The organism is Paenibacillus sp. MY03 (assembly GCF_002165585.1).
In the GTDB taxonomy this organism is placed as follows: domain Bacteria; phylum Bacillota; class Bacilli; order Paenibacillales; family Paenibacillaceae; genus Pristimantibacillus; species Pristimantibacillus agaridevorans.
In genome coordinates, this window is the sequence record NZ_MXQD01000001.1 from 122925 (window position 1) to 145301 (window position 22377).

General features: G+C 52.0%; 22 protein-coding genes and 1 pseudogene. 22 read left to right on the plus strand and 1 reads right to left on the minus strand.

Annotation, left to right across the window (positions count from 1 at the left end):
* Positions 1-25 precede the first annotated feature (25 nt).
* From B1748_RS00335 to B1748_RS00390, 12 genes are all read left to right on the plus strand, one after another.
* On the plus strand, positions 26-619 hold the full coding sequence (locus B1748_RS00335) for an RNA 2'-phosphotransferase (protein WP_087565874.1): 594 nt from the start codon (positions 26-28) through the stop codon (positions 617-619).
* Positions 597-1385, plus strand: a complete 789-nt coding sequence (locus B1748_RS00340; RefSeq protein ID WP_087565875.1) for a TatD family hydrolase — start codon at positions 597-599, stop codon at positions 1383-1385. Before B1748_RS00335 ends, B1748_RS00340 begins: the two co-directional genes overlap by 23 nt.
* Before the next feature lie 533 nt (positions 1386-1918).
* A complete protein-coding gene (locus tag B1748_RS00345) occupies positions 1919-2245 on the plus strand; it encodes a PadR family transcriptional regulator (protein ID WP_087566133.1) in 327 nt (108 codons plus the stop codon).
* Between the two features lie 6 nt (positions 2246-2251).
* Positions 2252-3211 carry a permease prefix domain 1-containing protein gene (locus B1748_RS00350; RefSeq protein WP_087565876.1) on the plus strand — a complete coding sequence of 320 codons (960 nt, stop codon included), beginning with the start codon at positions 2252-2254 and terminating at the stop codon, positions 3209-3211.
* A gap of 42 nt (positions 3212-3253) precedes the next feature.
* On the plus strand, positions 3254-3943 hold the full coding sequence (locus B1748_RS00355) for a response regulator transcription factor (RefSeq protein ID WP_087565877.1): 690 nt from the start codon (positions 3254-3256) through the stop codon (positions 3941-3943).
* Positions 3940-4944: a sensor histidine kinase gene (locus B1748_RS00360; protein WP_087565878.1), complete on the plus strand. Its 1005-nt coding sequence runs from the start codon at positions 3940-3942 to the stop codon at positions 4942-4944. Before B1748_RS00355 ends, B1748_RS00360 begins: the two co-directional genes overlap by 4 nt.
* A 100-nt stretch (positions 4945-5044) precedes the next feature.
* Positions 5045-5800, plus strand: coding sequence for an ABC transporter ATP-binding protein (locus B1748_RS00365; protein WP_087565879.1), 756 nt, complete (start codon positions 5045-5047; stop codon positions 5798-5800).
* On the plus strand, positions 5797-7740 hold the full coding sequence (locus tag B1748_RS00370) for an FtsX-like permease family protein (protein WP_087565880.1): 1944 nt from the start codon (positions 5797-5799) through the stop codon (positions 7738-7740). The genes B1748_RS00365 and B1748_RS00370 overlap by 4 nt, the downstream gene beginning before the upstream one ends.
* A 1208-nt stretch (positions 7741-8948) precedes the next feature.
* The gene (locus tag B1748_RS00375) at positions 8949-9521 is read left to right on the plus strand and encodes an RNA polymerase sigma factor (RefSeq protein WP_087565881.1); all 573 of its coding nucleotides are present in this window, start codon (positions 8949-8951) and stop codon (positions 9519-9521) included.
* Complete coding sequence (locus B1748_RS00380) at positions 9499-10299, plus strand: hypothetical protein (RefSeq protein WP_087565882.1); 801 nt, start codon at positions 9499-9501, stop codon at positions 10297-10299. The genes B1748_RS00375 and B1748_RS00380 overlap by 23 nt, the downstream gene beginning before the upstream one ends.
* The gene (locus tag B1748_RS00385; protein WP_087565883.1) at positions 10283-11155 is read left to right on the plus strand and encodes an ABC transporter ATP-binding protein; all 873 of its coding nucleotides are present in this window, start codon (positions 10283-10285) and stop codon (positions 11153-11155) included. Before B1748_RS00380 ends, B1748_RS00385 begins: the two co-directional genes overlap by 17 nt.
* Before the next feature lies 1 nt (position 11156).
* Complete coding sequence (locus B1748_RS00390; RefSeq protein ID WP_087565884.1) at positions 11157-12275, plus strand: hypothetical protein; 1119 nt, start codon at positions 11157-11159, stop codon at positions 12273-12275.
* Positions 12276-12378: 103 nt separating this feature from the next.
* Here B1748_RS00390 and B1748_RS00395 read toward each other — a convergent pair whose 3' ends face one another.
* Positions 12379-12711 carry a copper amine oxidase N-terminal domain-containing protein gene (locus tag B1748_RS00395; protein ID WP_087565885.1) on the minus strand — a complete coding sequence of 111 codons (333 nt, stop codon included), beginning with the start codon at positions 12709-12711 and terminating at the stop codon, positions 12379-12381.
* A 183-nt stretch (positions 12712-12894) separates the two neighbouring features.
* Here B1748_RS00395 and B1748_RS00400 point away from each other — a divergent pair, with 183 nt between their 5' ends.
* From B1748_RS00400 to cntA, 10 genes and pseudogenes are all read left to right on the plus strand, one after another.
* On the plus strand, positions 12895-13740 hold the full coding sequence (locus B1748_RS00400) for a class I fructose-bisphosphate aldolase (protein WP_087565886.1): 846 nt from the start codon (positions 12895-12897) through the stop codon (positions 13738-13740).
* Entirely contained in the window at positions 13737-14903 is a 1167-nt protein-coding gene (locus tag B1748_RS00405; RefSeq protein WP_087565887.1) for a Gfo/Idh/MocA family protein, read from the plus strand. The genes B1748_RS00400 and B1748_RS00405 overlap by 4 nt, the downstream gene beginning before the upstream one ends.
* A complete protein-coding gene (locus tag B1748_RS00410; protein ID WP_087565888.1) occupies positions 14900-16141 on the plus strand; it encodes a carbohydrate kinase family protein in 1242 nt (413 codons plus the stop codon). Before B1748_RS00405 ends, B1748_RS00410 begins: the two co-directional genes overlap by 4 nt.
* A 73-nt stretch (positions 16142-16214) precedes the next feature.
* Positions 16215-16718, plus strand: a complete 504-nt coding sequence (locus B1748_RS00415; protein WP_256975471.1) for a D-lyxose/D-mannose family sugar isomerase — start codon at positions 16215-16217, stop codon at positions 16716-16718.
* A gap of 59 nt (positions 16719-16777) precedes the next feature.
* The gene (locus tag B1748_RS00420) at positions 16778-17854 is read left to right on the plus strand and encodes an aldose 1-epimerase family protein (protein ID WP_087565890.1); all 1077 of its coding nucleotides are present in this window, start codon (positions 16778-16780) and stop codon (positions 17852-17854) included.
* Positions 17855-17910: 56 nt separating this feature from the next.
* On the plus strand, positions 17911-18684 hold the full coding sequence (locus tag B1748_RS00425; protein WP_087565891.1) for a DeoR/GlpR family DNA-binding transcription regulator: 774 nt from the start codon (positions 17911-17913) through the stop codon (positions 18682-18684).
* A 20-nt stretch (positions 18685-18704) separates the two neighbouring features.
* The gene (locus B1748_RS00430; RefSeq protein WP_087566134.1) at positions 18705-19388 is read left to right on the plus strand and encodes a Crp/Fnr family transcriptional regulator; all 684 of its coding nucleotides are present in this window, start codon (positions 18705-18707) and stop codon (positions 19386-19388) included.
* A gap of 134 nt (positions 19389-19522) precedes the next feature.
* Positions 19523-20365, plus strand: a complete 843-nt coding sequence (locus B1748_RS00435) for a DNA alkylation repair protein (RefSeq protein ID WP_087566135.1) — start codon at positions 19523-19525, stop codon at positions 20363-20365.
* Positions 20366-20523: 158 nt separating this feature from the next.
* Positions 20524-20670, plus strand: a pseudogene (locus tag B1748_RS00440) (hypothetical protein); the annotation flags it as partial.
* Between the two features lie 43 nt (positions 20671-20713).
* On the plus strand, positions 20714-22327 hold the full coding sequence (gene cntA, locus B1748_RS00445; RefSeq protein ID WP_087565892.1) for a staphylopine-dependent metal ABC transporter substrate-binding lipoprotein: 1614 nt from the start codon (positions 20714-20716) through the stop codon (positions 22325-22327).
* The last annotated feature ends 50 nt before the right edge of the window (positions 22328-22377 follow it).

Genomic DNA, 22377 nt, shown 5'->3' on the forward strand with positions numbered 1-22377 from the left:
GCCATAAGGAAGTGAAGCGTGGATCATGATAAATGAGTCGGCGGAAAAAAGCCTCAGCAAGATGATCACCAAGCTGCTTAGACACGCACCGGAGCAATTCGGCGTCGTCCTCGATCCTGTGGACGGCTCGTGTCCGTTGGATATATTGTTGGAAGCCGTTCGGGCTCAACCCCGATGGGATTGGGTGAAACAAGAGGATATCGAGCAGGTGGTCCGTCATTCGGACAAACAACGATTTGACATACAAGACGGTCGCATAAGAGCGAGATACGGCCACAGCCATAATAAAGTTGCCTACGCGACCGCCGACCCTCCTGCCGTTCTCTACCACGGAACGAATCGGAAGGCACTCCCGACGATAGTAAAGGAAGGGCTGAAACCGATGACCCGGCAATATGTCCATTTGTCGGAAGGCACTCATTTCGCTACGCTCGCGGGAAGCCGTAGAGGAGAGCTTGTCATACTGGAGATTGACACGTTGATAGCGAAGCAGTCGGGCGTTCTGTTTTATTATGCGGGGAACGAAGTATGGCTGGCCGATCATGTGCCGCCGGAGTGCTGCTCGGTGGCAGTGAGCAAGGGGAAGGAGGACCGAAATGACGAATCATCCCATCGTTGATATCGGCGTCAATCTGATGCATCGCAACTTTCATCAAGACCGCGACGAGGTTGTCGCAAGGGCGATAGCAAGCAACGTTGCCCCTCTTATCCTTACGGGAACGAGTTTGAGAAACAGCGTAGACGCTGCCCGCTATTCGGCAAGATACCGGGGACAGCTGTACGCTACTGCGGGCATCCATCCGCATGATGCGAAGAGTTGTACGCTAGAGACAATTGCGAAACTAAAAGAGCTGGCGGCGCTGCCGCAGGTCGTAGCCATCGGGGAATGCGGCCTGGACTATAACCGCGATTTCTCGCCGAGAGACGTCCAGCGTCGATGGTTTGCGGAGCAGGTTCGGCTGGCCACAGAGCTTAACATGCCGCTGTTTCTGCACGAACGCGAGGCATTCCCGGATTTTGTGGCGATCCTTAAGGAACATGCGGTGAAACAAGCGGTGGTCCATTGCTTTACGGGGAACCGGTCCGAGCTGGAGGCCTACCTCGAGATGGGCTTCCATATCGGAATTACCGGCTGGATTTGCGATGAACGAAGGGGCCGGCATCTCAAGGAGCTCGTCCGTCTCATTCCGCTCGACAGGTTGATGATCGAGACCGACGCGCCGTTCCTGACTCCGCGGGACTTGAAGGAAAAGCCGGCGGACGGAAGGAACGAGCCCGCGTTTCTGCCGCATATTCTGCAAGCCGTGGCGCGGTGCGTCGACAGACCTGCCGAAGAGGTCGCCAAGGCGACGACGAAGACGGCGGCGGCGTTTTTCGGCATTTAAAAAAGCTCAAGCGCCGGGGATTCCCTGACCGACGTTCGAGCTTATTGGATCATCCAGCGGAAAAGCAAACTTGCCAAACAAATCGGATGGTTCGCGAAACACACGGGGAAGTTTGCGAAAGGCAAGATTCACTGTTCTTGTTCCTATTGCAGGATCAAGACGAGGGAGTCGGGGCTTCCCAAGTCTCAGCTTGCCAGGCAAAAGCATGAGGATGACTTCGTCGAGTAGCAAGTAATGAAGGATCGGTTACAAAAACCCATTGTCGGAGGGCGTACCCAAACGGTATGTCCTCTTTTTCATGGGAGAAAACGGGGCTGCGCTTCTGCACGGAGACAACAGGCATGGGCTAGTAGCATTGATCTTTTTCGGCGCGAAGTTTAGTCGTAGTGTGATTTTGCGGCTGCCTAAGTTGCGCCAGGGGACCGCAAGCGAAAAAAATCCAGCATTTCGTGCCTTACTACTTCACCTGTCGTAGTAATTATGCTATACTGCATCTACTACGACAGATGAAGTAATCGGGGAGGATGCCGGAAGTGATCAGCAGTGATGTCATACGCGGCTATAATGATACGATGATCCTCTACATGCTGCTTGACGGGGAATCCTACGGGTACGAGATCTCCAAGCAGATCAGGCAGTTGACGCAGGAGAAGTATGTCATGAAAGAGACCACGCTTTATTCTACCTTCACAAGGCTGGAAAAGAACGGATATATTGAATCCTTCTACCGGGATGAGAGTCTTGGCAAAAGGCGCACCTATTACCGGATTACCCCGCCGGGTCTCTCTTATTACAAAGAAAAATGCGAGGAATGGATAGTTACGAAAGAAGTTGTCAATCAATTTATCAGGGAGTGGTAATGGAGCATGGAAACGATCAGCGTCTATTTGGATAATATGTTTGCCAATCTGCCCAATACACTGGAAGTCATGCGCATGAAGCAGGAGCTGTTGTCCGGGATGGAGGAGAAGTATAGGGAGCTGAAAGAAGCGGGCAAGTCGGAGAATGAGGCGATTGGCATCGTCATTTCGGAATTCGGCAATATCGAGGAATTGACTGCCGAACTTGGCATTCGTTCAGTCGAACCGGAGCGGGCAGCACCTATGTTGACGGAGCATGAGGCTTTCGCTTATACGGCTGCCAAGCGGAGTGCCGGACTGTGGGTAGGTCTAGGTATTTTCTTTTGCGCAAGCGGCGTGTCGTTGCTGATTATTCTGGATACGCTATTCGAAACAACGGCCTACTCGGAACGAGGTTCGATGTTGGGTCTGATCGGCATGTTCATGCTCGCCGCCGTGGGAGTCGGGATGTTTATTAACAGCGGCATGAAGCTCAGCCGGTTCAAGATTTTGGAGCAAGGTTTCCAATTATCCTATGCGCTCAAGATGGAGCTGCGGCAAGGTCAAGCTCATTTCGCTCCGACCTATCGTTTCTCTCTTATCACCGGGGTCTGCCTGAGCGTGCTGTCACCCATCTTGATCTTCGCCGCATCTTATGTCAACGAAGAATTCGCTCCTTATGGAGTTGCCGCTTTCTTGCTGTTGGCGGCCGTTGCGGTGTTCCTGTTTGTCTATTACGGGAATATTCAGGGAGCCTATACGAAGCTTCTGGAAGAGCCGATTTTCGCTGCCGCCAAGAAGGAAGAGGAAAGAATTTCGGGTGCCGTAGGGGCTGTATTATGGCCGCTGGCGACGATTATTTTCCTGTTCACGGGTTTTGTCTATCATCGCTGGGACGTTAACTGGGCCGTATTCCCCATTGCGGGCATCTTGCACGGCATGCTGAACAGCGTCTACTATAATCTGAATCGCAAGAGCGAAATGTAAGATAATCGAGAAGAACTTGACTAAGAAACGTGGTGACCAACGATGTTCAAAATCATGCTCATAGAAGACGATACGACATTGTTCCAGGAAATCAAGGAACGGTTGTCCTTATGGTCCTACGAGGTCTTCGGCGTCAAGCAGTTTGATAAAGTTATGCAGGAGTTCGCGGAGGCGGGGCCCGAGCTTGTCATCATCGACATCCAACTGCCCAAATTCGACGGCTTCCACTGGTGCCGGATGATTCGCGCGCATTCCAATGTGCCGATCATCTTTCTTTCTTCCCGCGATCATCCCACGGACATGGTCATGTCGATGCAGCTCGGAGCGGACGACTTCGTGCAGAAGCCGTTCCATTTTGACGTGCTTATTGCCAAAATACAGGCGATTCTGCGCAGAACGTACAACTACAATAATGAGCCGACCCAGCTGAAAACGTGGCGGGGGGCCGCCGTCGACTATATGAAAAATACGATTGCGAACGACGAGGGAACGGCGGAGCTGACAAAAAACGAAATGTTTATTCTAACTTATCTCATTGAACGCAAAAATAAAATCGTGAGCCGCGACGAGCTGATCGCGAGCCTATGGAACAACGAGCAGTTCGTGAGCGATAATACGCTTACCGTCAATGTAAACCGTGTGCGCAAAAAACTCGAAAGCATCGGGCTGGACCCGTATATCGAGACGAAGGTCGGCCGAGGTTACATGGCAACGGAAGAGGCGGGGGCATGATTCGCAAATACATCGCGGAAAGGCGAAGCTGGCTGCTGCTGCTTGCCGTCGTCCACCTGCTGCCTCTGTTCATAGCGTCCATTGACGTCTCCATCCCGCTGATGCCGATCTTGTACATGACGTTGTTGTCCTCGATGGTTTGCATCGTCTTTCTTGTTGCCAGATACTATAAGGAAACCAAATTCATCAAGCAGTTGGAGGCTTGGGATCACACTTGCGGACCGGAATCTCTAAAGGAGGCCGGCAGCCCGTTCGAACGGGTGGTGGAGGAGTCCATGTCCGTGCAAGCTCTCCATTACAAGAGCGAGGCGTCTGGACATCTGCTGCTGCTCGAACAGGAGAAGGACGAATTGACGGCCTGGATTCATGAGGTAAAAACGCCTCTTACCGCTATGCGGCTCGTAATCGACCGTTTAACCGAAGAATCGGCCAAAAGCAAGCTGGAATACGAATGGCTTCGCATTCATCATTTGCTGGATCGTCAGTTGCATCAAAGGCGGATTCCTTTTATGGAAAATGACCTGTACGTTGAGTCCGCGAGGCTAGAGCCGATCCTGTTCCAGGAAATTAAGGATTTGAGATCCTGGTGCATGCAAAAAAGGATCGGCTTTGACGTATCCCTCCAAGCCGAACAGGTGCTGACCGATGCCAAATGGCTGGGTTTTATATTGAGGCAAATTTTAACCAACGCGGTTAAATACAGCGAGTCCTCCGATATAAAGGTGAGCAGCTGCGAGGAGAACGGGCATGTCGTCGTCGAGATCCAGGACCAAGGCCGCGGCATTAGCGCCAAGGACTTGCCCCGCATATTCGAACGGGGATTCACGTCCACGACGATGCATCAGGATAGCGCGGCCACCGGCATGGGACTCTATTTGGCGCAAAAAGCGGCGGATGCGCTTCGGATTCGAATAGAGGCGGATTCCGCCTACGGCAGCGGCACGACGTTCCGGCTGTTGTTCCCCGTCGCCAACGATTTTGATGTCATGATGGGCATGTGACAACAATGTCACATGCTTTTTTATTTTGTTCGTTAAATCGCAGGAAAACCAGGTTCCGTTGGGGTACGATAAAGGCATCCGAAAGAAGGAGTGTAACCCCATGATTATTTTAGAGGCCAAAAAAATCCACAAAACATACGGCAATAAATTCAACAGGCAGGAAGTGCTGAAGGGAATCGACCTGAAGGTAACCAAAGGAGAATTCGTCGGCATTATGGGAGCGTCCGGTTCCGGCAAAACAACGCTTCTGAACGTGCTCTCTTCCATCGATCAACTGAGCGAAGGGACTATCGAGATACAGGGAAAACAGTTTACGGGCATGAAGGAGAAGAAGCTCGCGGAATTCCGAAAGCATCATCTCGGCTTTATATTTCAGGAGTACAATCTGCTGGACACGTTGACTGTAAAGGAAAACGTGCTTCTGCCGTTATCCATCCGAGATGTATCCAAACAGGCCGCGCTTGAAAAATTCAAGCAGATTGCGACCGAACTTGGCATCTACGAGCTTGCCGATAAATATCCTAGCGAAATTTCGGGAGGACAGAAGCAGCGGACCTCCGCAGCACGGGCTTTTGTGCACGATCCCGGCATTATTTTCGCGGACGAGCCGACCGGGGCGCTAGATTCGAAGTCGGCTTCCGACCTGCTGAATAAGCTCAGCTACATGAACGCGAAGCACGCCGCGACGATCATTATGGTCACGCACGATCCGGTAGCCGCCAGCTATTGCAGCCGTGTCGTCTTTATCAAGGACGGCCAAATCTACAGCCAGCTTCACAAGGGCGAGGAATCCAGGCAGACGATGCTCGGCGACATCATCAAAACCCAAGGCGTGCTGGGCGGTGTTCAAGGGTGAGTCTGAATACGATCATCTTGCGGAATTTGAAAAAAAACATTCAAAACTACTTTCTTTATGTATTCGCGCTCATTTTCAGCGTCGCTCTTTATTTCTCGTTCGTTACGCTGCAATACGATCCGTCCATGGACGAAGCTAAAGGCTCGGTCAAGGGAGCGGCGGCTCTCGGAGCGGCGTCCGTGCTGCTCGTGGCCATCGTCGCGGTATTCCTGCTATATGCCAACACGATCTTCATTAAACGAAGAAGCAAGGAAATCGGGTTATTCCAGCTGATCGGTCTGACGAAGGAACGCATCTTCAGAATCATGACCGCCGAAAACCTGATTCTGTATTTCGGATCCATGATCGTCGGCATCGCGGCCGGATTCGCGGTTTCCAGATTGATTCTGATGATTCTGTTCCGCATTATCGGCGTCGATGAGATGGCCAAGCTGCGTTTCTCTTCGGAAGCGCTCGTTCAGACGATTATCGTGTTTGCCGCCATTTACCTCCTGATCATGCTCATGAATTATGCATTTATTAGAAGGCAGTCGATTCTGTCCTTGTTCCGCGCCGTATCCGTCGCGCAACAGCGGACTCAGAAGCGGTCCGTGCTGGAATTCGTGTTCGGACTATGCGGCATTGTCTTTATCCTGGTCGGTTATTACGTATCCGCAGAGCTGTTCAAAGGACGGTTCATGGGAATGGGCGAGCTCATGATGGCGATGATCTTTATTCTGGCAGCGGTCATCATCGGGACCTACCTGTTCTACAAAGGTTCGGTCAGCGTCATCTTCAACGCCGTCCGCAGAAGCAAACAAGGATACTTGTCCATTGGGGAAGTATTGTCCATATCCTCCATCATGTTTCGGATGAAGTCGAACGCGTTGCTGCTCACCGTCATTACGACCGTATCCGCGCTAGCCATCGGATTATTGTCGTTAAGTTATATTTCTTATTACTCTGCCGAAGCGCAAGCGCAAAGAGATGTTCCCAATGATTTTGCTTTCGCGAACGCGGAGGCGAAGGATCGTTTTATCGCGGAGCTTGATGCCAGGAAAGTTGCCTACGACGTTATTCGCAGAGTGCCGATCTACATGGAAATCGACGCTTCGGGCATCGCGTCTTCCAACGTGCTCGACTCGCTGGAGGGCAACACGTTTATCTCCCCGGTACTCAGCGAAGCCATGGTGGAGGGAGTAGAGGTGGAGCCTAACGAAGCGATTTTTATGGGCTACAGTGGAGCGATGCAAAATTTCATGTCGCTCAAGTCGACCGGCGATTTTCAATTTATGGGGCTGCACGGCAGCCTTCAACAAAAGCTCGTCGGCACCAAGGAACAAAGCGTCTTGATCTACAGATACGGACAGGGAATACCGACGACGATCGTCGATGACAGCGTGTACGAGAAGCTCCTTCAGAATCTGGATCCGGCTGTTCAGAATACAAGATATGCGGATTATTACGGCGTGGACATCCCGGATTCATCGCGGAAGGAAGAAGCGCGGCAGGCCTATGCGGATACGCAGCCATCCTCTTCTCAGGAGTCGTTTTCGCAGCATGAGCTTATGATGAACGGACGTTTGAATATGGGATTGATCATGTTCATCGTCGGATTTCTCGGACTTGCGTTCTTGATCACGTCAGGCTGCATCCTTTACTTCAAGCAGATGGATGAGAGCGAAGAGGAGAAACCGAATTATACGATCCTGCGCAAGCTGGGATTTACGCAGGGCGACTTGCTCCGCGGAATCGCGTACAAGCAGTTGTTTAACTTCGGCATTCCGCTTATTGTCGGCTTGAGCCACGGTTACTTTGCCGTAAAATCGGGCTGGTTCCTGTTCGGCACGGAGCTTATGGCTCCCATGCTTATTGTCATGGTGCTGTACACGGCGCTGTATTCCGTCTTCGGAATCCTCTCCGTCCTGTATTACAAGCGGGTAATTAAAGAATCGTTGTGAAATAGCGGGGCCTAAGCAGAGAGATGCTTGGGCCTCTTTTTAATGATTTTTATTTCGGAAGCAGATTAGTTTGCCGCAGTTTGTGCCAATATAACGGCTGCGTGCGGGGGGAATTGAGGCGATGGTGGTGCTGGAGTGCTGGTGTTTTGAGTGCTGGTGTTTTGGGTGCAGGTGCTGGAGTGTGGTGCTGGAGCTGGAGCGCAGGTGCTTTGAGTACTGGTTCTGGAGTGCTGGTGTTTTGAGTGCTGGTTCTGGAGTGCTGGTGTTTTGAGTGCTGGTTCTGGAGTGTTGGTGCTTTGAGTACTGGTCCTGGAGTGTTGGTGCTTTGAGTACTGGTCCTGGAATGCTGGATATTTTCGCAAATGGTACAATAATTGAGCGAAAATACACAATTTTGATGAGGGAAGAGCCATTTCGTCGTACATTTGTACATATATACACAAATATTGGTTCAAAGAGGTCCTGAACGAAGATAGGAAGCGAGAATTTGTGTATTTTCGTACAATTTGCTGTGCAGGGCTCCATTTGTTTTAGAAATTGGGGAGAAATGCACAAATGTGCTGAGAGGCGTTAAAAACGCCGATGGACCGTAAAGTAACTCTGATTAGCGCCCATAGGCGTTAGTAACGCTTATGGCTCCTAAAAGTAGGCGAATGAGCAGCTGTAGGCGTTAAAAACGCCGATGGACCGAAAAGTAACTCTGATTAACGTCCATAGGCGTTAGTAACGCCTATGGCTCCTAAAAGTAGGCGAATGAGCAGCTGTAGGTGTTAAAAACGCCGATGGACCGGAAAGTAACTCTGATTAGCGCCCATAGGCGTTAACAACGCCTATGGCTCCAAAAAGTAGGCGAACGAGCAGCTGTAGACGTTAAAAACGCCAATGAACCATAAAGTAACTCTCATTAGCGTCCATAGGCGTTAATAACTCAAATGGCTCCAAAAAGCAGGCGAACGAGCAGCTGTAGGCGTTAAAAACGCCGATGGACCAGAAAGTAACTCCGATAAAGTAGCCATAGGCTCTCCATACTTGACCTATAAATCTCGGAATGAAACGCACGTCACCGCCAAAGGACGCCGACAGCCGTTCCCGTTTCACCTTGTTTTACAAGCAACTAGCTTTTATTCTTACGAATGTTTATCGAATATTTTAAAACCATTTACAACTTTTCATCCACCCATTCCGTTCTATTAGCCGAGGTGATCCTATTGCCGACTGACGAGCAGTTGATACAGGAAATTAATAATGGCAGCCAGGCTGCGATGGAGGTGCTGACGAAGCGTTACTACAAGCAAATCTACGCCTACATCTATCGTAAAACAAGCAACAGCCATATGGCCTACGATTTGACGCAAGATGTATTTATTAAAATGATTCGGAACATTTCAACGTATGCAAACGGAGGCAGCTTCAGCAGTTGGCTGTATACGATTGCGGTAAACATTTGCCGCGATTATTACCGATCGGCCGCCTATCGCCGGACCGCTGCCACCTCGGTGTTTGAGGACCATGCGTCCCAGCTTACAAGCAACGCGGAAGGGATAGCCTATATTTTCGAAAACAAGGAAACGAGAAAGCAACTGAAAGAAGCAATCGGTCAGCTGCCGGAGACGCAAAGCGAAGCGATTTTGCTGAAGTACTATCATGACTTGAAAATACGCGAAATCGCCTCTGTAACGGGGGCGAACGAAAATACGGTCAAAGCCAGGCTCAGGCAAGGGCTTGGCAAGCTCAAAACCATGTTAGGGAGAGATCGGCATGAGCAAAAAGAAAGCAACTAGCTCACTCGGAGCTCGCAATCACGATGATGAGCTGATCGAGCTGGACAAGGAGTTTCAGCAGTTTAAGCTGGAGGAGTTCACGGTAGAATATCCAAGCGAGGACGCAATAACACGCACAATTGACGCCATGCGCCCTTATGTAACTCAGGCAGCTGCTCCACGAGACAAATATTCCTTTCTCAGGCAACTGCACGTTATGCAGATTCAGCCGTTATTTTGGCTGGCCAACCTGTTGTTTTTTTGTATGGGTCTGCTCGTATGGTACGTCTGGGAAGGTGATCCTTTCAAAATCATGCTGCTGCTTTCGCCGATTCCTTTTTTGCTCGGGTTGCTTGAAGTGTTTCGAGGACGTAATGAAGGGCTGCTGGAGCTTGAAATCTCCTGCAAATATTCGGCTCAGCAACTGTTGTTAATGAAGCTGATCGTTATTTGCGGCTATAATATCCTGTTATGTCTTGCGTTGATCGGCGTATTCGGGATATTCGGCGAGCCGCTGCTGCTATCGAAGCTCATCATGTATTGGACAGCGCCTTTTGCGGTTGCGGTAAGCGTTGGACTGGCCGTTGCCAGCCGTGTTCGAAATGTGCTGTCCGTTCCGATTGCACTCGTTATTTGGCTGTTTATTGCTTATGGTTTTCTTATTGGCCTCGAACATTATGAACAAGCATCGGAGCTTCCTTATATAGCCGGACTTGCAACGGTTTTGTTGGCAGCTTGCATCGCCAAGCAAATACAACGATTAAAGAAAGGATTTGCCTATTATGAAGCTGTCCATTGAACGGGTAAGCAAGCAGTATGGCGCAAAGCGCGCGCTGGATAACGTATCCTTCGAAATGACGGAGGGCGTATACGCCTTTCTCGGCGCTAATGGCTCCGGCAAAACAACGCTAATGCGCATACTGGCCTCTGTCGCCAGACCAAGCTCGGGCAGAGTGCTGCTGAACGATGTTGATATCGAGTTGCTGGACGAGGAGTACCGCGATCTGCTCGGCTATTTGCCGCAACACATGGGTTATTATAAAAATTTCACCGTCGAAAAGTTTCTTTTCTATATTGCCGCGCTTAAGGGAATTGAGAAGGGGCGAGCTAAAGTCAAGATTGACGAGCTGTTGCAGGCCGTATCCTTGCAAGAGGAGCGGCGCACGAAGGTAGGCAAGCTGTCGGGCGGCATGAAGCAACGCGTAGGCATAGCCCAAGCGTTGTTAAACGATCCGAAAATCATCATTGTCGACGAGCCGACGGCAGGCCTCGATCCTAAGGAACGGATCAGATTTCGGAACCTGATGTCTACCATCGCGGCCGATCGAATCGTATTATTATCTACGCATATCGTATCCGACATCGAGTATATAGCCAAGGAACTGCTTATTTTGAAACGGGGCATGCTGATTCAAAAGGCGGAGCCGCAGCATCTCCTGGACGCTCTTAATGGCAAAGTCTGGACCGTAATGGCAAGTCCGAATGAACTGGCGGCATGGCAAGCCAGCCACAAGGTGAGCAGCATGCTGGTAAGAGAAAACGGCACGGAGCTGCGCATCCTTTCGGAGAACAAGCCCTCTCCTCATGCGGAAGAGGCGATACCTAACCTCGAGGATCTTTATTTGCATTATTTTGATGAGGAGGCTGCGAAGTAAGATGAAATCCTTGTTGGCCTTTGAGCTGAACAAAATTTTTCGGCAAAAAAGCATTTACGCCGTTTACGTTGTACTTCTTGGACTTATAATGATCAGTCTCAATGCCCAATATGTAGTAGGGAAATCTGCTTCCTATAAAGATTGGGAGGGGGAGCTGACCCGCGAAAAATACAAACAAGCTGAAGCAGATCATGCCGAACTGACGAAAAATACGAATGAGAATACCGTCTGGACAGAAGAGATGAGGGAGAGGGCAGGCGTATATGAAGAGATAGCTGTTGCGAAACGGCTCGATGAAACGAACGATATGAGCATTCAATATTTTCAAAGTAATCTGCCTCAATTAGAGGAGAAAACCTTCGAACACAGAAAAGAAGCGTTGCATTTGCGGATGCTGGAAAACGTAAATGTCAATAAGCTCTATTATCATAAGGCACCGGCCGAAATGATCGACTTTGTTAGAACCTTTGGTACCATGCTTACGGGAGCGCTGCTATTGATCGGCCTCGCCCCCATATTCTCGAATGAGTATATGACGGGCATGGATCAATTGCAGTTAAGCACCAGGCATGGCAGGCGAAAGGGGATTTATGCCAAAATCGCAGCCGCACTCATTTATACCGCATTTGTCATTGGTGTTTGGAGCGTGTTCAATCTCGTCCAGCGAATCCTTGTATATGGGGATGGAGGTTGGAGCGCGCCGCTTCAACAGTTGTTCCAGTATCGCTACTCGCCGTATGACTTTGATATGCTGACTTTTATTTTCGTACAGCTGGGCATACATGCATTAGGAGCAGTTGGTTTCGCACTGCTGGTTTTGCTGATTTCCGCATGGTGCAGGCATACCATCCTTTCGATTCTTGTATCCGGAGCCATCTTTTCTTTGCCGATTGCGATCGTTGTTTTTTTCAAAATAGACCTGGGCATGTATGAGAATATACTTGACTTCACCTATACGAATGTAATGAGGGTAACCGATTTGTTCGATAGATTCGAAGTGCTCAATCTGTTCGGATACCCGGTGTTATATGCGTATGCTGCGATTGTCGTGATGGCGGTTTTGTCGATAGCGGCGACGAGGCTTCTGTTGTATACGATGAAACGGAGGGAGGTTGCTTAGTATTTAAGAGCAATATTTCCTGCTTGATAGTCCAGAATCGATCGTTTAAATGAGTTCCGCTCCAGCCGCGAATGAACATTTGCGAAAGGAGCGGCTTTTTTTGTTACTGCTTCTCCGACCAGTTGATATGCGCTTGGAAGCGGAATTGTTTTAGTTGAAGAGGGGTTAGTTTCGGAATTGCTTTATCCGTATTGACTAGCACGAGTCTCGAATCGTTGTCCCAATCGACTTTGGCCCCGAACGCCTCCAGAACAATCCGTGCGGGTATATACGTATGCCCCTTTTGAATAATGGCAGGTGTTCCAAGCTGGCGAGCTTTGCCGTTAATGTAAGCCGTCGATGATCCGATTATAAATTCGATTGATGTGCCGTCTTTGCTAGCCGTTACTTTGCGCTTCTCCGGATCCCACCCGATTTTGGCACTCAGCTTGTTCAAAAGCTCTCGAAACTACATTCACTAGACGTTTTTGGGGTGAAAAGGTTGCGGAAGCTGTGAGAGTATCGAATTGAAAAAGTTTGATTCCTCTCAAAAATCCAGTAGACATCCATGTTCTTTTTGTATATCATAATGTTATAAACGAACATAATACTTTACAAACGAAAAGGAGAGGTTATCGACATGTCTACAAAAGCAAGATTAAACCGGATGTTTAGCGAGCAAGGAAAATGTTTTGATGTAGCGATTGACCATGGTTTTTTTAACGAGTTCTCATTCCTTTCTGGTATTGAAAATATGAAAAACGCCGTTGCGACGGTTGTTCAGGCGGGGCCGGATTGCATTCAGTTAAGCGCAGGCCAGGCGAGGCATTTGCTAGATATTCCAGGCAAACATAAGCCAGGGCTCGTCCTGAGAACGGATGCGGCGAACATCTACGGAAACGTGCTTCCGCGGTTTCTGTTCAGCGAGCTGATCGACCGCGCGATCGAACAAGCCGTTCGGCTCGACGCCGTCGCCGTGTGCGTGAATTTGCTGCTGCTTCCGGGACAGCCGGAGCTGCATCATCAATGCGTGCGCAATGTCACGCTTCTTAAGACGGAATGCGAGAAGTATGGCATGCCGCTGATGGTGGAGCCGCTTGTGATGCTGCCGAACGAAGAGAAAGGCGGCTATATGGTGGACGGCGACATTAAAAAGATCATGCCATTGGTCCGCCAAGGCGTGGAGCTTGGCGCCGATGTCATCAAGGCGGATCCTTGCGATAACGTGGAGGAGTATCACCGCGTGATCGAGATCGCTTCCGGCATCCCGGTTTTGGTTCGAGGCGGCGGACGGGCAAGCGACGAAGAGATTATCAATCGTACGGTCGAATTGATGAAGCAAGGCGCTTCGGGAATCGTGTATGGGCGCAATGTCGTTCAGCATCCGGATCCTGCAGGCATGACAGCCGCTTTGATGAGCATTGTGCATGAAGGCGCAGCGGCTGAGCAAGCGCTGGCTATTCTGAAGGGAGCAAACAACAAATGAGTAAAACGATCATTTCGTTCGGCGTCATCGGCTGCGGGCTGATGGGCAAGGAATTCGCAAGCGCGGCGGCGCGCTGGTGCCATCTGACGGACGTGGATTTCGAGCCCCGCATTGTGGCGGTATGCGATGCGAATCCGGCTGCAACGCAGTGGTTCCAGGACAATGTTCCTACTGTGGAGCAAGCGTATACCGATTATAAGGAGCTGCTGGCGGATCCAAAGGTTGAAGCGATATACTGCGCCGTGCCTCATAATCTTCATAAACAAATCTATATCGATATTATTCGTGCCGGAAAACATCTGCTCGGCGAGAAGCCGTTTGGCATCGACCGCAGCGCGAACGAAGAGATTATGGCGGCGATCCGGGACAATCCGCAGGTCGTTGTGCGGAGCTCGTCCGAATTCCCGTTTTATCCGGGAGCTCAGCAGATTGTACAATGGGTCAATGAAGGCAAATTCGGCCAAATAATCGAGGTGGAGGCCGGCTTCTGGCATTCGAGCGATCTGGATCCGAACAAGCCGATCAACTGGAAGCGGCGGATTGCAACGAACGGCGAATATGGCTGCATGGGCGATTTGGGGCTTCATGTGCTTCACTTGCCGCTTCGATTCGGCTGGAAGCCGGAGAGCGTGCGGGCATTGCTGTCCAAGATCGTCGAGGAACGTCCTGACGGAAAAGGCGGAAGCGCTCCTTGCGAGACTTGGGACAATGCGATTTTGGCTTGCGAGGTGAAGTCGGACAAGGGGCAGTTCCCGATGGTTCTGTCTACCAAACGAATTGCGCCGGGTCATGCCAATACATGGTTTATTCGCATCCAGGGAACGGAGCTGTCAGCCGAGTTTACGACCAAAAATCCGAAGCAGGTCGCTTCCCTTCCTTACAAACCGGGCGGACAGCAGGCCTGGCATATCGTCGATGCGCCATACAAATCCGCTTATGGCACGATTACGGGCGGGATCTTCGAATTCGGATTTACGGATTCCATTCTGCAGATGTGGGCGGCCTTCTGCGACGAGGTCGTTCATGGCGAACAAGGCATTTCGCAGCCCTTCCGTTGCGCTACGCCGGAGGAAGCGGCGGGTAGCCATTGCCTGTTCACTGCGGCTTTGGAATCCGGTCGGACAGGCGGAACGGCTGTTGTCGACTGGGGGACGCTGGCGTGAGCAGCCGAGGCGCCGCAAATCCGGATATTGTCGTAGCCGGACATATTTGCCTGGATGTCATCCCCACGATTCATGGCGGAAACAAAAATGCTCCAGGCGGACATCAGGGTCATGGGCGAATCGGGGATCTGCTTGCACCCGGCAAGCTGGTTGACATTGGGCCGGCTCAGCTGTCGACAGGGGGAGCCGTCTCCAATACGGGGCTGGCTTTGCATCGCCTTGGCATCCCCGTCAAGCTCATGGGCAAGATAGGGGAAGATCTGTTCGGCGATGCTATACGGAGTATACTTGGCGAATATGGGGACGATCTTGCCGAAGGCATGATTGTCGCTCCGAACGAACATAGCTCCTATACGCTTGTCATCAGTCCGCCCGATGTAGACCGGATCTTCCTGCATTGTACGGGAGCTAACGATACGTTTACGGCGGAGGATGTCGCGATGGAGTCGCTGCGAGGGGCAAAGCTGTTCCATTTCGGCTATCCCCCGCTTATGCGACGGATGTACGAACGGCAGGGAGCAGAGCTAAAGACGCTGTTGTCTGGCGTGAAGGAGGAAGGACTGACGGTATCGCTCGACCTCGCCAGGCCGGATCCCGACTCTCCGGCGGGGCAAGCCGATTGGGCGGCCATTCTCGCCGAAGCATTGCCGTTTGTGGACGTGTTCCTGCCGAGCTTCGAAGAGATCTTGTATATGCTGCGGCCGGACAAATACAATGAGCTGAGCGAGCGGCACGGCACGACGGAGCTGCTGGCTTGGGCGGAAGGGCCTTTGCTGGGTTCGCTCTCGCAGCAGCTGCTGGATATGGGAGCTGCGATTGTTGGCATCAAGCTTGGCGAACACGGCTTGTATGTGCGGACGACGGCAAGCGCCGAGCGATTGCGCGGCTTGGGCAAGTGCGCGCCTGATGCGGAACGGCTGGGTAATTGGCTGGACAAGGAGCTGCTGGCTCCCTGTTATGCCGTCAATGTCGTCGGTACGACTGGAGCGGGCGATTGTACGATTGCCGGCTTCCTGACTGGTCTGGTTAAAGGTTTGCCGATCGAAGAGATGCTGCTAGGGGCGGTAGGCGTCGGAGCTTGCAATGTGGAGAGAGCGGATGCGGTCAGCGGCATTCCGGACTGGGAGACTGTGCAGGGGCGGATTGCATCGGGTTGGACGCAGCGCGAGGCGACATTGCCTCTGCCCGGCTGGACACACCGCCAATCGTATGGCATTTGGGAAAACGTTCTAAGCTGAACATGGAGGAGGCGGCGACAAGATGACGTTACGCAGAAGCGAAGTGAGGAAGGCGCAAACCCGCGCAGCGGAGATGCTTGCGGCAGCGGGAATCGTATTGACCGATGAGGAGCGCGCGGGGATCGAGGTGGCGGGCTTCGGACTTGGCAATCTGGAGGAGCAAGGACTGGAACTGATTACGTACGTGAACACGGATCGGTATTGCGCGAAGGATCTTGTGTTATTTCCGGGGCAGACATGTCCGGAGCATCTTCATCCGGACGTGGACGGCTTGCCGGGCAAGATGGAGACGTTCCGCTGCCGCTCTGGCAAAGTGTTTCTGTATGTAGAAGGAGAAGCGACTCCGCGCACTCAGGCGAATGTACCTGCGGCAAGTGAGCCGCATTATACGGTATTTCATGAAATCGTTCTCCATCCGGGCGAGCAGTATACGATTGCGCCCGGGACGAAACACTGGTTCCAGGGAGGACCTGAGGGCGCGGTCGTATCGGAATTTTCCAGCACCAGCCGGGACGAGCTGGACATCTTTACAGATCCTGCGATTGTAAGAATGCCCGTGACGATTGAGGACGAGTAGAATCGGGTTGTCCGGGGAGTCTGTCATCGAAGAAGCGCAAGGGCAAAGGAGCGAACGGCATGCAGCTATACGGAGAAAAACGGAGTCGCCGCGAGGTAGAAGCCAGAGTAGGCCAGCTGGGGCAAATAGGCGGAGTAAGGCGGATGACGTTGACGGAAGGCAAATCTGCGGGAGTGGAAATCATAGAGGTGCGTACAGGCGCCGGTCTTGCGTTTGAGGTGACTCCGTCTAAAGGGATGGACATCTCTTTGGCACAGCTTTGGGGAGTTCCTTTGTCCTGGCAATCGCCGAACGGCGTCGTTCATCCCGGGCATTACGACGCTGACGGCACGAATTGGCTTCGCACCGCTTCCGGCGGCCTGCTGATGACTTGCGGGTTATCCCATGCGGGTTCTCCGTCCGTCGACGAATCCGGAAGCTACGGCCTGCACGGCAGAGCCCATCATACTCCGGCTTCTCTGGTGAGCGTCCGCGAGGAGTGGGTCGACGATGAGCGGATATGGGGAGTATCCGGCGTTGTCGAGGAGACCGCGATGTTTGGAAGCAAGCTTAGACTTACGCGCGAATTGACCGGTAAGCTCGGCGACAATCGGATCGTTATAAGCGACCGGGTCGAAAACGTCGGCTTCCAGCCGGCGTCGCATATGATGCTGTATCACTTTAACTTTGGCTATCCGCTGTTGGGAGAGCATACGGAAATTGTATTGCCTGCCGCCGATCGCGAGGTTCGAGGGAGCGGGGCCCCCGCGATGGACGGCATCAGCGATATGACCGATGTATTAGCCCGGGCGTCTCGCTGGGAAACGCCGGACGCCTCTATTGCGGAGACCGTCTACTATCATCAATTGCGCAACGAAGCAATCGACGCGGATGGGATGGCCCAAGCGACCATTGCCAATCCTTCTTTTCCCGCGGGCGGAGCGCTGGGGCCGGTCATCGTCACATTGCGTTGGTCGGCGGATACGCTGCCGCTGCTTGTTCAATGGCGGATGCCCGGCGCGGGCGAGCATGTGCTTGGTCTTGAGCCTGCGAATTGCCGAGTGGAGGGACGAGCTGCCGAGCAGCGTTATGGCGGTCCGTTTATGCTGCAGCCCGGGGAGTCGACAACGTACAAGTTGGAGTTGATTGTTGGGTAGTTGCCGGAGATAATGAAGGCATAGCGGGAAACCAGATTATCGGAGGCCAGGAACGAATGAGGCAGAACATATACCAAACCTTGAATGCGAGACAGCAGCAAATGCTGGAACATATTTCCCGGGAGGGTGAGCTTCGTATTGCGGCGCTGAAGCAAACCTACCAGGTGACGGAGATGACAATCCGCCGCGACCTCGAGAAGCTGGAGGAGACCGGCGCGGTCAAGCGGACCTTCGGAGGAGTCATTTTTGTGGGCAAGGATATCGCTCTGCAAGAGAGGGCGGGCATTCTGACGGAAGAGAAGATTCGGATCGGCCGTCATGCCGCAAGTTTGATTCGGCCGGGGGATTCGATTTTTATCGATGGCGGGACGACAACATTGCAGGTGGCTAAATATTTGACGCCAGGCATGAATATAACGGTCGTTACGAACGCGTTGAATGTGGCGGCCGAGCTGTCCGGCAAACAAATTCCCGTGCTGATGACCGGAGGCATGCTGGTCGAGGCTACGAGCTCTCTCGTTGGCCCGATCGCAGCGCAAAACATGTCGGGCATGGCGTTCGACCGAATCTTTCTGGGCGCGACAGGCCTTAACGACGAACATGGCTTTAGCAACTCCAATATCAATGAAGCGGAAGTCAAGCAGATCGCCATCCGCCAATCGACGGAAACGAATATTGTGCTGGATCATACCAAGTTTGGCGCGAAGGTTCTGATTTCATTCGCTCCCCTGTCCGGTGCGCATCGAATTATAACGAATCGCCTTCCCGATGAGGGGCTGCTCCGCGCTTGCAAAGAAGCGGGCGTCGTGCTGGAGGAGGCCTCTGAGTGATGTTGAACAGCCGTACTAGTATGGATCGGATTCAATTTTTGTCCCAATTTAATTTGATGAATTCCCTTTCCAGGGAGGACTTAATTGAGATGGACAAGCTCACGATCATTACTACCTTTCCGAAGCAGGCTTTGATCCAAACGCCGGACTCCAACACGGAGTCGCTGTATTTTGTTAAGAGGGGGAAGGTGCGGTTGTATCGCATCAATGGGGAGGGGAAACCTTTCACTTTGGATATTTTGGGCGAGGGAAATATTTTTGGGGATATGAAGGATATTTCCTTAGGTACAAAAGATCTGTTTATCGAGGCTGTTGAAGAAAGCGATATCTGCGTGATGAATCAAGATCGATTTGAAAGCTACCTGATTAGCCATCCGCATTTTATGTTGAATATGATAAAGGCAATGAGCGATCGTTTATCCCATTTGAGCAGTCTCGCGCAGAATCTGGCACTCGGGAATTTGCACGACAGGATTATTTACATCTTGGTTGATTTGTCCAAACGCCTTGGAGTTCAGACCGTAGACGACGGTTACAGCCGGATAAAGATGAATCTGTCCCATCAGGAAATTTCCAGCCTGGTGGGGGCTTCGCGAGAAGCTGTCTCTGTAGCGCTCAAGGAGCTTGCGGAACTTGGCGCAATCCGTACAGGATTCCGCACGGTAGCGATCAGGCATGATCTGCTTGCCCCGGAGCGGAATTAATTTCGGATGCTGTGGATTTTGTAATCTACATTACATCTATTTTATGCATTTGTCCCTATGATGAAAGAGCAAAGAAAAATGGATGAATCCCCAAAATTACAAGCCAAAGTATACCGGAGTGGAATGAAATGAAAATGAATACAGATCAAGTTTTCTCCATACCAAGCGAGGTCAAGAATCGGACAGGACCTGTTAGGGCCAGTGAAATTCAACCGGAAGTCCTCCATCTATTAAATAGCGGGTGCATCGAAACGGTTAACTTGACGGAATGGCTTGCAGTTGATCATTTTCAATTGCTCGAACGGATTCTGCTCGAGTTAGGCTTGGATCAACACACCCAATCGCTGCTGTCGGAGCTGGAGAGGGTAAACGGGCAATCGACTATGAAAGTAATACCTGCTATCGCAAACAAGTGGCTTGCAACCATCGGTCTGCAAACCGATGGGGACTCGTTGCATTTCGAAAAATTGGCTACACACCGTTCCGACAGTGTTCGCTGTTGGGCAGCTTTCATCGTTGGATTAGGCCAATCCGATCTGGAACATAAGCTAAATCAGATGCGTCGTTTTGCTGCGGATGGTCACTTTGGTGTACGTGAAATCGCGTGGATGGCCGTCCGTCAATCCGTATCGGAGCAGTTGAATCAAGCTATTCACAGGTTGAGTGAGTGGGTTCAGGCAGAGGATGCCAATGTTAGACGTTTTGCCGTTGAAGCAACCCGCCCGCGAGGAGTTTGGTCCCGTCATTTAACGGAATTAAAGGAACATCCCGAGAAGGGGCTTCCGCTGCTGGAACCGTTAAAATCCGACCCGTCGAAGTACGTTCAGGATTCGGTGGCCAATTGGTTAAACGATGCGGCCAAGTCTCGGCCTGATTGGGTGGCGGACGTGTGCCGATCTTGGCTGGAAACGTCAGATCATAAAGCGACGAAGCGAATAACGTCTCGGGGGCAAAGAAATATAGCTGGAAATGGGTGAGCGCCATGATGCGCTCGCCTTTTTTTCATTCTCATAGGTTGACAATTTAAATCGTATTAATTACTATTAATAAAATGTAATGATTACGATTAAATAAAAGGAGATGAAGAGAATGGCCAAAAAATCGAAGGTCGTCAAGGAGCAAAAACGGCAAGCGACGGGGAAGACCGCATGGTTACTTAAGCAAATTCAAGGTGTCGCGTATCGTGTTCCGGGAGCTGGCCTATAAAGGCCAAATCCCGGGGATCAAGAAGTCCAGAATATACGATTCACAGGGAAACGCGATAAGAGGCGGAAGAGGTTGAATAATCGCAATCATTACTTTTTGTGGGGAGAGGCGTTCTACATATGGGAAGAAACAAGATTGTCGTGCTGCTTGCATTCGTTCTGGCGATCGCGATGCTGGCGGGATGCAGCGGGAACAAAGGGAACGGCGGGAGCGCCGGCACAGAGGCGGAGGTTCGCGAGCTGGTATACGCGACGGCCAAGGACATCAACGACATGAATCCGCATTTGTACCCGGGATCCATGCCGGCGCAGGGGATCATCTACGAATCGCTCGTCGAGAACACGCCGGAGGGCATCAAGCCGCTCTTGGCGGAATCCTGGGACATCTCGGAGGACGGCAAGAGCTATACGTTCCATCTGCGCAAGGACGTGAAGTTTCATGACGGGGAGCCGTTCAACGCCGAAGCCGTGAAACAAAACATCGACGCGGTGCAACGGAACGGAAGCAAGCACGCCTGGATCAAGCTGTCCACGAAGCTGGCCGAGGTAAGCGCTGTGGACGAATTCACCGTCAAGCTGACGCTGACGGAAACGTATTATCCGACGCTGCTGGAATTGTCCATGACCCGGCCCTACGTATTCATCTCCCCCAAGGACTTCCTGAACGGGGAAACGAAGGACGGCGTGACGGGTTATCACGGAACGGGCCCTTACAGGCTTGAAGAGCACGTGACGGAGCAATACGCCAGCTTCGAGGCGAACGAAGACTATTGGGGCGGAGCGCCTGCCGTGAAGAAGCTTACGGCCAAGGTGCTGCCTGCGGGGGAGACGACGCTGCTGGCGCTTCAGAAGGGCGAGGTGAACTTCGTGTTCACGGACGACCGGGGAACGGACAGCATCGATGTGGACGCCATGCAGCGACTGGCGGATACGGGCGATTACCGAATCGTCCGCAGCGAGCCCATGAATACGAAGATGATCGTCGCCAACAGCAGCCAGACCGCAAGCCCCGTCAGCGAGAAGGCCGTCAGAGAAGCCATCTGGCAGTCGATCGACCGGGAGACGATCAGCCGAACCATCTTCGGCGGCACGGAAACGCCGGCCGACGCCTTGTTCTCGTCCAACGTCAACTATGCGGATGTCGGATTGGAGAAGAGAGAGTACGATCCCGAAGCGGCCGCGAAGCTGCTGGAGGAAGCCGGCTGGACGACGGCGAGCGGCGCCGAAATCCGGTCGAAGGACGGACGACAGCTGACCATGAAGCTGTACTACGACGTGAACTCGTCGTCGCAGAAGACGCAGGCGGAGCTGCTGCAGAGCGAAGTGCTCAAGATCGGCATGAAGCTGGACCTTGTCGGCGAGGAATCCTCCGCGATCGCGGGCCGGAGATCGTCGGGCGATTACGATCTGTTATTCAACCAGACGTGGGGGCTTGCTTACGATCCGCAAAGCACGATTACGGCGTTCGCGTCGGACAACGCTTATCTCCACACGACGAGCGGCATCCCTCGTGCGGAGGAACTGTACGCGAAGATCGAGCAGGTCATGGTGTCCACGGACGAAGAAACCAGGAAAGGCCTGTACAAGGATATTTTGACGATCGTGCACGAGGAAGCCGTGTTCATCCCGCTTACGAACGGCAGCGTGACGATCGTGGCGCTTTCGGATCTGGCGGGCATCTCCTTCAAGCAAACGCAATTCGAACTGCCGTTTGAACGAATGAGCTTCCAATAGGCTGCGGTCTGTACCGCAAGGTTGCGGTTAGACGTGAAAGGGAGGAAGGG

Bases quoted from the DNA above. Each gene is read 5' to 3' on its own strand.
- B1748_RS00390 (WP_087565884.1), top strand. From the start codon at position 11,157: ATGAAATCCTTGTTGGCCTTTGAGCTGAACAAAATTTTTCGGCAAAAA.
- B1748_RS00425 (WP_087565891.1), top strand. From the start codon at position 17,911: ATGAGGCAGAACATATACCAAACCTTGAATGCGAGACAGCAGCAAATG.
- B1748_RS00435 (WP_087566135.1), top strand. From the start codon at position 19,523: ATGAATACAGATCAAGTTTTCTCCATACCAAGCGAGGTCAAGAATCGG.
- B1748_RS00420 (WP_087565890.1), top strand. From the start codon at position 16,778: ATGCAGCTATACGGAGAAAAACGGAGTCGCCGCGAGGTAGAAGCCAGA.
- cntA (WP_087565892.1), top strand. From the start codon at position 20,714: ATGGGAAGAAACAAGATTGTCGTGCTGCTTGCATTCGTTCTGGCGATC.
- B1748_RS00355 (WP_087565877.1), top strand. From the start codon at position 3,254: ATGTTCAAAATCATGCTCATAGAAGACGATACGACATTGTTCCAGGAA.
- B1748_RS00365 (WP_087565879.1), top strand. From the start codon at position 5,045: ATGATTATTTTAGAGGCCAAAAAAATCCACAAAACATACGGCAATAAA.
- B1748_RS00385 (WP_087565883.1), top strand. From the start codon at position 10,283: ATGAAGCTGTCCATTGAACGGGTAAGCAAGCAGTATGGCGCAAAGCGC.
- B1748_RS00405 (WP_087565887.1), top strand. From the start codon at position 13,737: ATGAGTAAAACGATCATTTCGTTCGGCGTCATCGGCTGCGGGCTGATG.
- B1748_RS00335 (WP_087565874.1), top strand. From the start codon at position 26: ATGATAAATGAGTCGGCGGAAAAAAGCCTCAGCAAGATGATCACCAAG.
- B1748_RS00400 (WP_087565886.1), top strand. From the start codon at position 12,895: ATGTCTACAAAAGCAAGATTAAACCGGATGTTTAGCGAGCAAGGAAAA.
- B1748_RS00360 (WP_087565878.1), top strand. From the start codon at position 3,940: ATGATTCGCAAATACATCGCGGAAAGGCGAAGCTGGCTGCTGCTGCTT.
- B1748_RS00340 (WP_087565875.1), top strand. From the start codon at position 597: ATGACGAATCATCCCATCGTTGATATCGGCGTCAATCTGATGCATCGC.
- B1748_RS00350 (WP_087565876.1), top strand. From the start codon at position 2,252: ATGGAAACGATCAGCGTCTATTTGGATAATATGTTTGCCAATCTGCCC.
- B1748_RS00415 (WP_256975471.1), top strand. From the start codon at position 16,215: ATGCTTGCGGCAGCGGGAATCGTATTGACCGATGAGGAGCGCGCGGGG.
- B1748_RS00430 (WP_087566134.1), top strand. From the start codon at position 18,705: ATGGATCGGATTCAATTTTTGTCCCAATTTAATTTGATGAATTCCCTT.
- B1748_RS00380 (WP_087565882.1), top strand. From the start codon at position 9,499: ATGAGCAAAAAGAAAGCAACTAGCTCACTCGGAGCTCGCAATCACGAT.